Source organism: Streptomyces sp. L7 (genome assembly GCF_050990935.1).
In the GTDB taxonomy this organism is placed as follows: Bacteria; Actinomycetota; Actinomycetes; order Actinomycetales; family Microbacteriaceae; genus Leifsonia.
In genome coordinates this window covers 3,256,760-3,269,909 of sequence record NZ_CP194644.1, presented here as the reverse complement: position 1 = coordinate 3,269,909, position 13,150 = coordinate 3,256,760, and the positions used below count along the sequence as shown (strand labels likewise).

The 13,150-nt window shown below is 72.1% G+C and carries 16 protein-coding genes and 1 riboswitch; of the genes, 8 read left to right on the top strand and 8 right to left on the bottom strand.

The genetic code is table 11. The annotated features are described in order from the left end of the window. Positions 1 to 8 precede the first annotated feature (8 nt). The 3 genes from ACR5MH_RS16630 to ACR5MH_RS16620 all read right to left on the bottom strand — a co-directional run bounded on the left by ACR5MH_RS16630 (position 9) and on the right by ACR5MH_RS16620 (position 2,998). Complete coding sequence (locus tag ACR5MH_RS16630; RefSeq protein ID WP_431348202.1) at positions 9 to 677, bottom strand: ECF transporter S component; 669 nt, start codon at positions 675 to 677, stop codon at positions 9 to 11. A gap of 87 nt (positions 678 to 764) precedes the next feature. After that, positions 765 to 871, bottom strand: a riboswitch (TPP riboswitch). Between the two features lie 142 nt (positions 872 to 1,013). After that, positions 1,014 to 1,868, bottom strand: coding sequence for a sensor histidine kinase (locus ACR5MH_RS16625; protein ID WP_433861963.1), 855 nt, complete (start codon positions 1,866 to 1,868; stop codon positions 1,014 to 1,016). Continuing rightward, on the bottom strand, positions 1,781 to 2,998 hold the full coding sequence (locus ACR5MH_RS16620) for an MASE1 domain-containing protein (protein WP_431348199.1): 1,218 nt from the start codon (positions 2,996 to 2,998) through the stop codon (positions 1,781 to 1,783). Before ACR5MH_RS16620 ends, ACR5MH_RS16625 begins: the two co-directional genes overlap by 88 nt. A gap of 110 nt (positions 2,999 to 3,108) precedes the next feature. Between ACR5MH_RS16620 and ACR5MH_RS16615 the strand changes: the two genes are divergently transcribed. Then, positions 3,109 to 3,231 carry a hypothetical protein gene (locus tag ACR5MH_RS16615; RefSeq protein WP_431348198.1) on the top strand — a complete coding sequence of 41 codons (123 nt, stop codon included), beginning with the start codon at positions 3,109 to 3,111 and terminating at the stop codon, positions 3,229 to 3,231. 82 nt (positions 3,232 to 3,313) lie between these two features. Here ACR5MH_RS16615 and ACR5MH_RS16610 read toward each other — a convergent pair whose 3' ends face one another. Next, complete coding sequence (locus tag ACR5MH_RS16610; RefSeq protein WP_431348197.1) at positions 3,314 to 3,877, bottom strand: hypothetical protein; 564 nt, start codon at positions 3,875 to 3,877, stop codon at positions 3,314 to 3,316. A 95-nt stretch (positions 3,878 to 3,972) separates the two neighbouring features. Here ACR5MH_RS16610 and ACR5MH_RS16605 point away from each other — a divergent pair, with 95 nt between their 5' ends. Genes ACR5MH_RS16605 through ACR5MH_RS16575 form a run of 7 tightly spaced genes read left to right on the top strand, consistent with a single transcriptional unit; the run spans position 3,973 to position 9,086 of the window. Further along, the gene (locus ACR5MH_RS16605) at positions 3,973 to 4,299 is read left to right on the top strand and encodes a monovalent cation/H+ antiporter complex subunit F (RefSeq protein ID WP_431348196.1); all 327 of its coding nucleotides are present in this window, start codon (positions 3,973 to 3,975) and stop codon (positions 4,297 to 4,299) included. Next, positions 4,296 to 4,598, top strand: coding sequence for a monovalent cation/H(+) antiporter subunit G (locus ACR5MH_RS16600; RefSeq protein WP_433861962.1), 303 nt, complete (start codon positions 4,296 to 4,298; stop codon positions 4,596 to 4,598). The genes ACR5MH_RS16605 and ACR5MH_RS16600 overlap by 4 nt, the downstream gene beginning before the upstream one ends. Next, on the top strand, positions 4,595 to 4,852 hold the full coding sequence (locus ACR5MH_RS16595) for a Na(+)/H(+) antiporter subunit B (protein ID WP_431348194.1): 258 nt from the start codon (positions 4,595 to 4,597) through the stop codon (positions 4,850 to 4,852). Before ACR5MH_RS16600 ends, ACR5MH_RS16595 begins: the two co-directional genes overlap by 4 nt. Then, complete coding sequence (locus ACR5MH_RS16590; RefSeq protein WP_431348193.1) at positions 4,849 to 5,625, top strand: MnhB domain-containing protein; 777 nt, start codon at positions 4,849 to 4,851, stop codon at positions 5,623 to 5,625. Before ACR5MH_RS16595 ends, ACR5MH_RS16590 begins: the two co-directional genes overlap by 4 nt. Continuing rightward, positions 5,622 to 5,969, top strand: coding sequence for a sodium:proton antiporter (locus tag ACR5MH_RS16585; RefSeq protein ID WP_431348192.1), 348 nt, complete (start codon positions 5,622 to 5,624; stop codon positions 5,967 to 5,969). The genes ACR5MH_RS16590 and ACR5MH_RS16585 overlap by 4 nt, the downstream gene beginning before the upstream one ends. A gap of 1 nt (position 5,970) precedes the next feature. Then, entirely contained in the window at positions 5,971 to 7,803 is a 1,833-nt protein-coding gene (locus ACR5MH_RS16580; protein WP_431348191.1) for a complex I subunit 5 family protein, read from the top strand. 29 nt (positions 7,804 to 7,832) lie between these two features. After that, on the top strand, positions 7,833 to 9,086 hold the full coding sequence (locus ACR5MH_RS16575; protein WP_433861961.1) for a phosphatidylserine decarboxylase family protein: 1,254 nt from the start codon (positions 7,833 to 7,835) through the stop codon (positions 9,084 to 9,086). A gap of 305 nt (positions 9,087 to 9,391) precedes the next feature. Here the strand turns inward: ACR5MH_RS16575 and ACR5MH_RS16570 are convergent, their stop codons facing one another. The 4 genes from ACR5MH_RS16570 to ACR5MH_RS16555 all read right to left on the bottom strand — a co-directional run bounded on the left by ACR5MH_RS16570 (position 9,392) and on the right by ACR5MH_RS16555 (position 12,985). Then, positions 9,392 to 9,922, bottom strand: coding sequence for a hypothetical protein (locus ACR5MH_RS16570; RefSeq protein ID WP_433861960.1), 531 nt, complete (start codon positions 9,920 to 9,922; stop codon positions 9,392 to 9,394). Between the two features lie 111 nt (positions 9,923 to 10,033). Further along, complete coding sequence (locus tag ACR5MH_RS16565; RefSeq protein ID WP_431348187.1) at positions 10,034 to 10,720, bottom strand: glycosyltransferase; 687 nt, start codon at positions 10,718 to 10,720, stop codon at positions 10,034 to 10,036. Beyond that, positions 10,659 to 11,981: a PIG-L family deacetylase gene (locus ACR5MH_RS16560; RefSeq protein WP_431348186.1), complete on the bottom strand. Its 1,323-nt coding sequence runs from the start codon at positions 11,979 to 11,981 to the stop codon at positions 10,659 to 10,661. Before ACR5MH_RS16560 ends, ACR5MH_RS16565 begins: the two co-directional genes overlap by 62 nt. After that, positions 11,975 to 12,985, bottom strand: coding sequence for an acyl-CoA dehydrogenase family protein (locus ACR5MH_RS16555; protein WP_431348185.1), 1,011 nt, complete (start codon positions 12,983 to 12,985; stop codon positions 11,975 to 11,977). Before ACR5MH_RS16555 ends, ACR5MH_RS16560 begins: the two co-directional genes overlap by 7 nt. Positions 12,986 to 13,150 lie beyond the last annotated feature (165 nt).

The window sequence follows — 13,150 nt, the reverse complement described above, 5'->3', positions numbered from 1 at the left end:
GCGATGGCTCACGCCTCCCGTGCGCGACGCTCGAGGTGCTCCTGCCCCGCGGGGAACGCGTTCAATGCGCCGGATCGCGCGAGCGCGCGGGTGAGCGCCCAGCCCCCGACGCCGGCGATCGCACCGCCGGAGAGGATCCCCGCCGCCAGGTAGACCAGCTTCCACGTCCAGGAGTAGGCCGGCACGTACGCCCACCACTCGTAGCAGACGATCTCCAGCGCCGCGGAGAGCATCCCGCCCCCGATCGCAGCGACCAGGCCGAACGACCGCCAGAGCAGGATGGCGAAGACGATCTCCACGCCGACGCCCTGCAGGAAACCGGAGAGGAGGACGCCGACGCCCCACTGATTGCCCATCAGCAGTTCGACGTTCGCGGCGACAAGCTCGGTGAGGACCGCCGCGCCGGGTCGGCGGACGACGAGCGCACCGAGCACCGCCGGGACCAGCCAGACGCCCAGCGCCAGTTCACCCGCGGGCGGGAACCCGGCGGTGACCAGCGTGACGCCCGGGTAGACGAACGTGTCGAATGCCCAGAACACCACCCCGAACGCCACGGCGATCATGGCCGCGCTGATCAGGTCGATGGCCCGCCACCGCGCGAGCGGTCTGCGCGCCAGCACGTAGCTCCCGGAGGGGCGCGCTGCCTTGCCCGAGGTCGTCGTCGTCGTGTTGCTCATCGTGGTGAGCTCTCCTTTTCCCGCATCGTGGACGATGGCGACAGCAGGAGCGCACCGCACGGACGACACCAGTGGTCGCACGCTGCGGACGTGAGAATTTCGACTCCCTTCGCCGGTGCTAACCGGAGCAGGTTCCGAGGGTCAGCGGCATGCCGCACTCTCAGCGCCCTGAAGGCGCTCCCCTGTCGTTCAGCACAATGCTAGACCACTGGGCGCAGACGCTTGAGCGAGAGGGCCTTGCCCTTTTGCCGGCGCCCGCGGCACAGTCGTCTGCGTTCGACCACGATCACCGTCCCCGGGCGAAGGATGAGGATGGCGACGCCGGCCCGCTGAGCTTCACCGCGTCGGCGGCACGCTCCTCGGCAGCTCGATCGTCGCCCGGGTGCCGCCGGTGGCGGGGGAGGCGAGACGGACGGAGCCTTCGTTGCGCTCGACCAGCTCCGCGACGATCGCGAGTCCGAGCCCTGTCCCCGGGACGGCGTCCCGTTGCATGCCGGGCGCGCGGTAGAACCGGTCGAAGGCGTGTGCGAGGGTCTCCTCGCTCATGCCCGGTCCGGTGTCGGCGACGACCACGGTGATCGTCGCGTCGTCGGCGGACGACGTGACCGTCACACTGCCGCCCTCCGGCGTGAACTTGACGGCGTTGGCGATCAGGTTGGTCAGGATGCGGCCCACGTCTCCGGGTTCCGCCCGGGCGACGCCGGCGCGGCCCGCCGTCGACAGCTCGATGTGCTTCTTCGCGGCGATCACGCTGGACGCCCTCATCACCTCGCCGATCTGAGCGTCCACATCCGTTTCGACCGCGGAGCCGGACCGCTTTCCCGCCGGCTCGCCCAGGGTCAGGAGGTCCTCGACGAGGGAGGCCAGCCGGACCGCGTTCCGGTCGATCACGTCGACCCAGGCCTTCTCCTGGTCTCCGAGCGCGTCCGAGCCGGCGAGCAGTTCGCAGAACCCGACGATGCTGGTGATCGGGGTGCGCAGCTCGTGGCTCGTCGTCGCGACGAAGTCCTCGCGCTGCCGCTCCAGGTCGATCCGGGTGGTGCGCGCCGCCTCCTGCTCGCGTTCTGCGGCGAGCGTCGCCGCCTGCATCCGCAGTGTGCCGGTCACGTCGACGAGCTGTACGGCGAATCGGTCGGGCTCGTCCGGGATGCCGTTCGCCGCCACGGTGAGCGTGCGCGACTCCCCGGCCACCGTGACCGCTGTCCCATCCGCGAGCGCAGACCGGGCGGCCTCGGCGAGCTCCCCTCCCATCGCCGGCCGCTCCGCGGAGGGAGCAGAGCGCCGGCGGTGGGGTTGTTCCAGATCACGCGCAGCTCGCCGGCTCTGGACCGTTCCCCGATCAGGAGCCCCACGGACGCCTCGACGAGGCTGCCGGAGAGGAGCCGGGAGGTGGCGAGAAGCTGCCGGGTGGCGGCTCGCAGCTCGTACTGGGCGGCCGTCAGAACGATCGCGAAACCGGCGAAAGTGACCAGGAAGGTCTCCGCGAGCGCGGCCCGTCGCGTGAAGCTCAAGGCGGCGTCGTTGAACGGACCGCCGCCGGCGATCGTCAGCGCGAGGATCGCCATCGACGCCAGAAGCGTCTCGGTGACCACGACGCGGATGGGGAACCGGAAGGCCGCCCACGAGAGCACCGGGTACGGCAGGAACGCGAGCGGCAGGGTCGTGGACGGGTGGAAGACCACGACGATCACGGCCGCCAGCGCGACGCCCTGGGCCACCATCTCCACGACGCTCGCGCGCACCGGGACGCGAGGCGGGAGCAGCCCGAACGGGGCGATCATGAACACGGCCGCCGCGTGCGACGCGGCGACGAACGCGGCTGTGGCGACGAAGCTGCCGCCCTGGAAGACGGCGACCGCCGCCGCGGCCAGCACTCCGATCGCGATCGCACCGGCGAGCACGGCGACCGTGAACTTCAGCGCGGAGTCGAGATCGCGCAATCGGAAGCCCTGGCCTCCCAGACGGGCCAGGATCAGGACGACCACCAGCACTTCGACGGTGTTCGCCAGTCCGAAGGCGCACGAGACCAGCACCGGTCGCCCGGCCACGGCGTTCGCAAGAGCCGTCGCCACGAAGATCGCGCCCAACGCCGCCGCCCGCTCCCTCCGGCCGCGCACGAGCAGGACGAACAGCACCGAGAGGCCCGCGGCGGGCCACCAGATCGCGACTTCACTGCCCGGCGGCGCCAGCCGGACACCGAGCACCGAGGCGGCGACGATGAGGACCACGGCGAGCAGCCACCCCCACCACGGAAAGGCGGCACGCGACCGATCGGTATCCTGTTCGTCGGCGAGAGCAACGTCGGCAGGGCTGAGGGTCACATCAGGGACCGTACCCGCGGGCGGCGTCAACACCGCGCAGGCTCGCCCTCTCCCCGGCTCGAGCGTACGGTGCCAAGACGACAGCACGAACGACAGGAGGGACGAGAACGATGACCGATCGCGACACACACCACCCCGACCCCGACGACCTCCCCGACGGCACCGGCACCGGCACCGAGGATCCGGACGACGGCGCGGACACCGCCTCGGGCGGCGGGGCGGACGACCGCTAGACGTCCCGCCTGACGAAGATCTGATGGAGGAGGTCGGCCGAGGTCGGGTCCTCCTCCTCCAGCTGGGGGTGGGATGGTTTCCCTACTTCCCGAGATCCCTCTGGACGCTCTCGGTCAGCACGGTGGGCTGCGAGCCCCGGCCGGCGACCGCCTTCCGCCCTCGCGCGGTCGCGCGTACTGTCGTCGCCGGTCGAGGCGTCGCCGGTCGAGGCGTCGCCGGTCGAGGCGTCGCCGTCGAGGCGTCGCCGTCCGGGGTCGCCCCGCCGGGACGGAGGATGATGGGAGCGTTTGTCGAGGCCGCGTGCTGGTTCGTCGTGGGGATGCTGTTCTGGATGGCGACCGTGTCGGCGGTCACCCTGGCGGAGACCATCGTCGCCGCCTGCGCCTCCGCCGTGCTGGGCGTCTTCGCCGTCGTGGCCCGGCGCGCGATGGGGCTGCGGTTCCGCCCCTCCGCCGCGTGGCTGCGCTGGGCGCTCCTCGTGCCGGTCGCCGCGGTCGCGGACCTGGGACGCCTCTTCGCCTGGATCGCGCTGGGCGCCCACGACCCGGCCGAGGAGGACGCGCTCGTGCGCAGGCACGTCCCGGCCGGCGACGCACCGGGGGCGGTCTGGCATCGCGCGGGCGCGATCGTCGCCGTCTCGGCCACTCCGGGATCCTGCGTCGTGGACGCCCAGGACGACGGCACGTTCCTGCTGCACCGGGTGGTCGGCGGCCCCCGTCGCTGGAGAAGCGGGTGTCGTCGTGAGCTTGGTCTGGGAGGTCGCGATCGGCGTGCTCATCGTGGCCGGCCCGCTGGTCGGGCTCGTGCTGGCCGCCCGCGGCGAGGCGGTGGGGCGGCTGGTCGGCCTCCAGCTCGCCGGGGTGACCACCGTGATGATCCTGGTGGCCGTCGCCGTGGGGGACGGGCAGACGTCGTACCTGATCGTGCCGCTGACGCTCGCCGTGCTCCTGACGACGGGCACGCTCGTGTTCACCCGGTTGATCCGCCAGCGCAGTCAGCGGATCGCGGACGAGCGAGCCGCGGACGGCGACAGTGACGGCGACGGTCCTCTGGGGCAACGCTCGTGATCGCCGTGCTCACCTGGGTCCTCGTGCTCCTGGCGCTCGCCGTCGTCGTGTTCTGCGCGATCGGCGCACTGGTCGCCCGCCGCCCGCTGACCCGGCTGCACTTCCTCGCGCCGATCACCACCGTCGCAGTCCCGCTGTTCTGCCTCGGTGCCGCGCTCCCCACCGGCTTCACTCTCGGGACCGCGACCATCGTCGTGATCGCCGTCGTGGTCGCCGCGGGCAGCCCGGTGCTCACCGCCGCTGTCGCCCGTGCGCTCGCGGCGGACGCGGGCATCGAGGTCGGGAGGTCGCCCGAATGACGGTCCTCATCGTGATCGCGCTCGTCGCCGTGCTGGGAGGCGCCGCCGTCGTGGTCTTCACCGACGACCCGGGCCGTCAGGCGGTCGTGCTCGGCATCTACGGCCTCCTTCTCACCGTCTTCTTCATGGTGCTCCAGGCGCCCGACGTCGCACTCAGCCAGCTCACGGTCGGCACCGCGGTGACGCCGCTCATGGTGCTGCTGGCCGTGCGGAAGGTGGCGCAGTCCAAGCGGCGCAAGCGGGAGGACCCATGACCCGGCGCGTGCGGATGACCCTGCTGTGGGTGGGCCTGCTCGGCCTGGCCGCGTTCTTCGTCCTGGCCTGGCTGCCGCTCCCGCCGTTCGGCGGCACCTGGCATCCCTACCGCGACCTGGCCGTGACGGCGGCCTACGCGCACTCGACCGCGAACGTCATCTCGTCCGTGAACTTCGACCAGCGCGGCTTCGACACGTTCGGCGAGGAGAGCATCCTCGTCGCCTCCATCGCGGGAGTCGCCGTGCTGCTGCGCGCCGGGCACGAGGAGGAGCGGGTGAAGCCGGACGACCGCGGCCGCGTGCTCGACTCGACGCGCGTGCTCGTCTACATCTTCCTCCCGCTCACGCTGCTAATCGGGGTGGATGTCGTCACCCACGGAGCGGTGACCCCGGGAGGCGGCTTCCAGGGCGGCGTGGTGCTCGCGACCGGTCTTCACCTGCTCTACGTCGGCGGCCGCTTCCCGCTGCTGGAGCGCTTCCGGCCGCTCGACCTGTTCCCGCCGGTGGAGTCGGCCGGGCTGCTGCTCTACGCCGCCATCGGCCTCGCAGGGCTCGCGCTCGGCGGATCGTTCCTCGCCAACGTCATCCCGCAGGGCGCGCTGGCCGACCTCGTCTCCTCCGGCACCGTCCCGCTGCTGAGCGTCGCAGTGGGGATGGCAGTCGTGAGCAGCGTCATCCTGCTCCTGGCGCACTTCCTCGACCAGGCGCTCGTGATCCGCGAGAAGGACCCGGCGCCGTCCGACGACGCCCCCGAGCGAGGAGCCGCCGCGTGAGCCTCTTCCCCTACCTCGTCGCCGGCGCGATCGTGCTGCTCGGCATCGTCGGCATCGCCCGCAGCCGCGACCTCGTGCACACCGTGGTGTGCCTGTCGGTGGCGCAGTCGGGCACCTACGTGTTCCTGATCGCGGCCGGCTACCAGTACGGCGGGCTCGCGCCGATCTTCGGGTCCGGCGTCGGGCGGCACACCCCGGTGGTCGATCCGGTCGTCCAGGCGCTGACCCTGACGGACGTGGTGGTCTCGGCGGCAGTGACGTCGATGCTGCTCGCACTCGTCGTGCAGATCGCCAAGCGCCGCCGCACGGTCGCCCCCGACGAGCTCTCGAATCTCGAGGGCTGACGTGGTCACGACCTCGGCTCTCGCGAGCCTGCTTCCGCTGCTCATCGTCGTGCCGATCGCGTTCGGCTGCGTCGTGCTGGCCGTCGGCCGCTGGCTGCCGTGGCGGCTCATCGAGCTGCTGTCGCTGCTCGGCGCCGGGGCCTCCCTCGTCCTGGACGCCGTGCTGCTCGCGGGCAGCGGACGCGCGCGGATCGCGGAGTGGCTGGGCGGCTGGACCCCGACCCACGGCGTGAGCGTCGGCATCGCGCTGGTCTCCGACCAGGTCGCCGCCGGGCTCGCGCTGCTCGCCGCCGCGCTCGTGATCGCGGCCGTCGTCTTCTCGTGGCGGTACTTCGAGGGCTCCCGCACCCAGTTCCACGGGCTCCTGCTGTTCTTCCTCGGCGGGATGACCGGCTTCGTCCTCGCCGGCGACGTCTTCACCATGTTCGTCTTCTTCGAGCTGATGAGCGTCGCCGCCTACGCGCTGGCCGGTATGAAGATCGAGGACCCGTCCGCGGTGCAGGGCGCGATCAACTTCGGGATCGTCAACTCGCTGGCCGCCTACGTCTCGCTGATCGGCGTCGGCACGATCTACGCGCACACCGGCCAGCTCAACCTCGCGGAGCTCTCCCGCACGCTCGCGCACCAGCACGGCCCGATCGTGGTCCTCGGCTTCGTGCTCATCTGCACCGGGTTCCTCGTCAAGTCGGCCGTCGTCCCCTTCCACTTCTGGCTGGATGACGCCCACGCCGTCGCACCGACCCCGGTGTGCGTGCTGTTCTCCGGCGTCATGGTCGAGCTCGGCCTGTACGGGGTCGCCCGCGTTCTGACGGTGGCCTTCGCCGCTCCGCTCGGCGCGCACGCCGTGCAGCCGTTCCTCCTGGCGCTCGGGGCGCTGACGGCCGCGGTGGGCGCGGTGATGTGCCTCCTGCAGCGGCACCTCAAACGGCTGCTCGCGTTCTCGACCATCGCGCACGTCGGGATGTTCTTCCTCATCCTCGGCGTCGGCGGCCGGGACGCGGGAGGCGCGCTGATCGTCTACCTGCTCGGGCACGCGGCGGTGAAGGGGGCGCTGTTCCTGCTCGCGGGCATCCTGCTCAACCGCTACGGCAGCGTGGACGAGATCACCCTGCACGGCCGGGCACGGCCGCTCCGATTCGTCGGGATCCTCTACGGGCTGGCCGCGCTGGCACTGGCCGGGCTGCCCCCGTTCGCCACCGCGGTCGGCAAGTCGATGGCCGACAGCGCGTCCGACGACGCCGGGCTCGGCTGGGTGCCGGTCGCGCTCCTGCTGGCCTCCGCACTGACCGGAGCCGCCGTGCTGCGCGCGGGCGGACGCGTCTTCCTCGGGATGGGCGACGTGCCCGAGGGGATCGAGGCGGAAGGGATGAGCGGGGACACGGAGCTGATCGAGGTGCGCATCGACGGCGACCGCACGCCGTCGAGCATGCTGGCGCCGGTCGCGGCACTCGTCGTCTGCGCCCTGGTGCTCGGCCTCCTGCCCGGGCTCCCGGCCTCCGCCGTCGTAGCGGCCGGGCGCTTCCTGGACAGCGCGGGATACGCCGGCACCGTGCTCGATGGGCGTGCGGGGTACGCGGCGAGCGCGCCTCACGCCATCGAGGTCTGGTCGCCGATGGCGTTCGCGATGGCGGCGCTCACCCTCCTCGTCGCCATCGGTGTCGCGGCGTTCGAGCTGTACGGCGTGCGCACGCGGGTCCGTCGGGTGGTGGACGCCGTCCTCCGCTCGCCCGCACGGGTGCTGCGGCGTGCGCACTCGGGCCACGTCGGAGACTACGTCGTCTGGCTCGTGCTCGGCGTCGCGGCGATGGGGTTCGGTCTCCTGGCGCTGACGTGAGCGGCCGACGTGAGCGTACGGTGGGCGGCATGACCCAGAAGTCCGAAGACCTCAAGCGCCGCGGCGGCTGGCTGCCGCACGACCAGGACGAACTGGAGGACTGGCTGGACGGCCGGATCGACCGGCTCGGCGAGGACGACACAGCGCCGTACCGGCATCCTGTCATCCAGGAGTTCGCCGACCTCATCGACAGGGACGCGATCGTCCGCATGTACCTGACGCGGATGATCGAGGAGGTCCCGAAGACCCGCCAGTACAGTGCGCGCCACATCGAGAGCGTCGACCAGCTGCTGCGGCTGATCGACGACGTGCTGGACACGGCCCCGGAGTTCAGTGAGGGCGCGATGGTGACCACACCGCTCACGGGCATCCTCGACTGGACGATGGGCACCACCTCCGGGATGGCCGCCTACCGCGACCCTCGGGTCAACGCGATCCTGAAGAAGGTCCTCGACGCCTGGGCCGAGTTCCTGAACGGACCGGACTCGCTCTCCGTGCTGAACGACTCGCCGCAGGGCTGGATGTCCGAGAAAGCACGCGAGGTCGTCGGCATCGACCAGTTCGAGCACGACCCCGACGCCGAGCACTGGGGCTTCACCTCGTGGAACGACTTCTTCACCCGCCGGCTGAGGGAGGGCGCGCGGCCGGTCGCCTCCCCCGACGACGACGCGGTGGTGGTGAGCGCCTGCGAGTCCACGCCGTACCGGATCAGCCGCGACGTCGCCCGGCACAGCGAGTTCTGGATCAAGAACCAGCCCTACTCGCTGCAGGACATGCTCGCGAACGACGAGTCCGTCGACGAGTTCGTGGGCGGGACGGTGTACCAGGGCTTCCTCAGCGCCCTGAACTACCACCGTTGGCACAGCCCGGTCGCGGGCACCATCGTCCGCGCCTTCGTGCAGCCCGGCACCTACTTCTCCGAGGCGGACTCGGAGGGCGCCGAGGCGGTGGAGGCGACCGTCTCCCAGGGCTACCTCGCGCATGTCGCCGCCCGTGCGATCATCCTCATCCAAGCGGACAACCCGGCGATCGGGCTGATGGCGGTGGTGCCGGTGGGCATGGTGGAGGTGTCCTCCTGCGTGATCGGCGACGATATCGTGCCGGGTCATCACGTGGCGAAAGGCGACGAGCTGGGCTACTTCCAGTTCGGCGGCTCGACCGAGTGCCTGGTCTTCCGGCCCGGCGCGATCCAGGAGTTCGCGCTCGGCGCGATCCCGCAGACCGGCGAGGCGGGCGAGACCGTGCTGAAGGTGCGCTCGAGGCTCGCGGTCGCGACGGGGTAGTGGGGCGACAGAGGAGGCCTGCAGCGCGACTGCTCAGACGATCGTCAGCGCTCCGAGTGATGGCGGCCCGGCTACCCTGATCCCGGATACCGCGCACGCGTCCCGCACCGCGGTGGCCACCCTCGTCGCGGCGTAGCAGGTGCCGCGGTCACCACGCAGATTGAACCGGCCGTACACGCTGCTGTCGAACCACCAGGCGCTTCGGCGGGGCGTATGAGCGCGAAAGATCGTTGAGGTCGCGTAGAGTCGCCGTTCCGGGAATGCTCGATAGCTACGCGCGGGGTCCGGCGGCCGCTGGACCGCCGTCATGCGGCCCAGCTCGCTGCCGCGATCTCGGCATCGCGGACGATACCTTCGATGTCTCCCTCAGCGAGTCGCTCGATGTTCCGACGCCTCGGCGGCTCCGCGCCCTCAGCGACGACGGCCGACCGGTCCGGCACGGGCGTGTTCAGCCACTGCGCCCAGGTCCACGGATCGTCCTGAGCGCCGAGCCGGAGCACCGCGAGCACCTCGCGCAGCCCGCGCACCAGGGCCCCGTCGACGACCTGGAAAGCGGGATACACGTATTGACCATCCGAGGTCATCAGACGAAGCAGGCGCCCGTCGCTGACAGCCTTCGACAGCGCGGCGCGGCTCACCCCGAGCTCACGCTGCAGCGAGCCGCTCGTGTAGCACGGGCCGACGATCTCCGGCCACGGGTTCGCAATCGGCAACCGGCTGACCAACTGCGCGGCGACGTCATCCGCGTCGCCGAGCTGAATGAGCTCCGCGCCTTGGTCGACCAGTTCGAGCAGCCGAAGGCGAACCGCATCCGAGATCTCGTCGACGCGATGCACTTCGTCCTCGCGGCGGAACTCCGGCCGACGCTCGGGAGAAACGGTGCTCATCCGTGCTCCTCCATCCATGTCAACTACGTCAACCAATTGTTCCGCCCGACGTCAACCGTGTCAACCAGACGACCAGGTGGCCAGCCCGCGCAGGTACTCCGCGTACCCTTCCGGCGCGCGGCCGGTGAGCCTGCTGGAGGTGGTCACGGGATGGCGCTCGCTCTCCGCGACGGGTCCGCCGGCCGCGCGCAGCCGGGAGACCAGATCCACGTCCTCCCCGACGAAGAGCGGCAGGAACCCGCCCACCCGCAGGTAGGCGTCCGCGCGCACACCGAGGTTGGCGCCGTGCACGTGGCCGAGGGTCGCCCCGGGCGGGTGGCTGCGCTCCCACGCCCGCCTGCGCGCCTCGTCCAGCTCCGCCAGCCGGGGTACGACCGCGCCCACATACGCGTCGGCGCCCCTCGCTGCGCGCAGATGCTCCCGCAACCACGACCGGGGGACGGAGCTGTCGGCGTCGGTGAACGCGATCCATACCCGCTCCGGCGCCGTGTCGACGGCGGCCAGCCCGGCGAGGACGGCGTCGTGGCGGCTGCGGCCCACGTTGGCGTAGTCGCGCTCGATCACGCGGACGCCCGGGAAGCGGTGAGCCACCTCCGCCGACCCGTCCGTGCAGGCGTCCAGCACCACGACGACGGACGACGCGACGTCGACAGCGTCGCGGGCGCGCTCCACGGAGCGCAGGCAGTCAGCGAGCGTGCCCTCCTCGTCGCGGGCGGGCACGGCGACGAGGATGTGGTCGACCGTCACCCGAAGACCTCCAGCAGGAACTCCTCGTCGTGATGCTGCACCAGCACGCGGAGCCCGGAGCGGTTCGCGAAGGCGGCGTGGGCGTCCCAGCCGGACTGCGCGAAGTCGTCGGCCTGCCCCATCCAGTGGCACAGCACCACCTGGCCGCCCTCGGCGAGCGACCCGACGATGCGGTCGACGGCCGCCGCCCACTGGTCGGCCGCGAGGTAGTAGGCGACCTCGGAGACGACGACGAGGTCGAACGACCCCTCCGGCCACTCCCCGGGACGCGCATGCGCTGCACCTGGACGCCTGCGGCATCCGCGGTCCGCTCGGCAGCGAGGGCCACCGCGGTCGGCGCGCTGTCCACGCAGACCAGTGCGTCGCACCGCCCGGCCAGCAGCGCCGACATCTCCCCGTTGGAGCAGCCGATCTCGAACCCGCTCGCGTAGCGCTCCTTCGGGAGCACAGCGCAGGTGAGCGCCCGCTTGCGCCGCTCGTACCAGCGCGTCCGCACCGACCACGGGTCGGCGCTGACCCGGTGCAGCGCCTCGAAGTGGTCGCCGATCGCGCCCTCCTCCGGCTCGAACAGCACCTCCCGGCCGTGCACGGCCCGCTCGACGAAGTCGCCCGTGAGCACAGCCTCCGGGTTCGCGGGGGTGTGCAGTTGGCTGGCGAACGCCGAGAGCGCCGCGCGCTTGCGCTCGCGGGCCGAGGAGGTCAGCTCGACCTCGCTCGCGCGGTCCCACGGCAGGTCGTCGGGAGAGCCCCACTGCCACAGCCAGATCGGGTACAGCAGGAGGCGGTCGCCGTGCACCGCGCACGCGGCGGCGACCTCACGGCCGAGCGTGCGGTGGTCGCCGTGCCGGTCGCCCGGCCACGGCGCCAGCACCAGAGTCGTGTCGCTGCGCCGAGACGCCAGCGCCCGGTCGATCCCGTCGCGGAGGGGGTCCGCTTCGTGTTTGAGACCGCCGTCCGTCAGGCCGAGCACCGTCAGGTCGGCGGTCGTCCCGAGGTGGGACAGGGCGGAGGTCAGCTCGACCACGCGCTCGTCGCGCTCGCTGGTCGCGACGATCACCGAGATGTCGATCCCGAGCTCGCCGGCCAAGACCAGGAGGCCGCCCACACCGAGCGTCTCGTCGTCGGGATGCGCGGAGAAGACCACGATGCGCGTGAAGCCCGCGAGCCATTCCCGGCTGCGCCGGGGCACGGTCGCCCAGCGCGCCGGGTCCTCCCAGGCGGCGGGCGGGGTCGTCGTGACGAGCGGGTCGAAGGTCACCACGTGAGCTGACCTCCCGCCAGGTGGCCCGCGAGCGAGGCGTCGTCGCGCCCGCGGTGGTACTGCGACACATAGAGTTCGAGGTCGGCGCAGCGGCGGGCGAGATCCTCGTCGAACGCCAGTGCGGCCGGGCCGAGCACGTCGCGGGCGGCATCCAGGGTCGCGACGACCGCCTCGGCGATGGTGCCGCGGACGGCGTGCGCGAGGACGGCCGCGTCCGCGACCCGGCCCTCGTCGATCCGCGCCGCCGCGTCCTCCAGAGCCAGCCGTCCGCCGTCGATGCGGCGGTAGAGCTCGCCGGTCCGCGCCGCCAGGATCGCGTCGTCCGGGCGCTTCCGCGTGCGCGCGATCAGCGCGTCCACCACGGGGAGGCAGCCGCCCCACCAGCACGAGGCGACCCCGATCGCGCCCCAGCGGAAGCCCGGCCGGTCCAGGTACCAGCCCTCGCTCCCGACGGGACGCGCGGGCGTGTGGTCGAAGGCGATCGGTCCGCTGACGACGTCGCTGAGGCCGCGTGCGACCCACTGCGCCGGTTCGGCCGTCACGCCGGGCGCGCCCATCGAGACGGCGAACATCCGGCGTCCGCCCTCCGGCGTCGTGGCCGTGACCAGCGCGCTGGTGAGCCTCCCTGCCAGCGAGCACCAGGGCTTGCGGCCGCTCAGCACCCAGCGCTCCTGTTCCGGACCGGCGAACAGCGCTGCGTCGGGCGCCTCGGCTGCGAACACACCCCACGTCGTCCCCTGCCCGGGTTCGTGGACGTCCGCCTCCGCGAGGATCGCCACCGCGTCCACATGCGGTTCGAGCACGCGGGCCGCGGTCACATCCACCGCGGCGACCCGGGCGAGACCGCGGAAGCGCTCCGCCGTCCGCCCCGACCCCGGCAGCGGCAGCAGGTCGGCCGGCGGCGTGGCGCGCAGCACCTCCAGCAGCGGTGCGACCCTGCCTCCGCAGTGCGCCGCGGCGTCGAGATAGGCGCCCAGCCCGGTCGTCGGCGTCTCGGTCATCATGCGCCGATCAGCGCCTGGTCGAGGCGATCCGCCCATTCCGTTCCTGGTGCGCACGGGGCTCGCGCGCCCCAGACGTCAGCGATCCGGGTCTTCTCCATGAGACCAACGTCGTCGCTGATCCGCCGGGCACAACCCCCTTGCGCCGGGCGCGAGAAGGTGTGACGG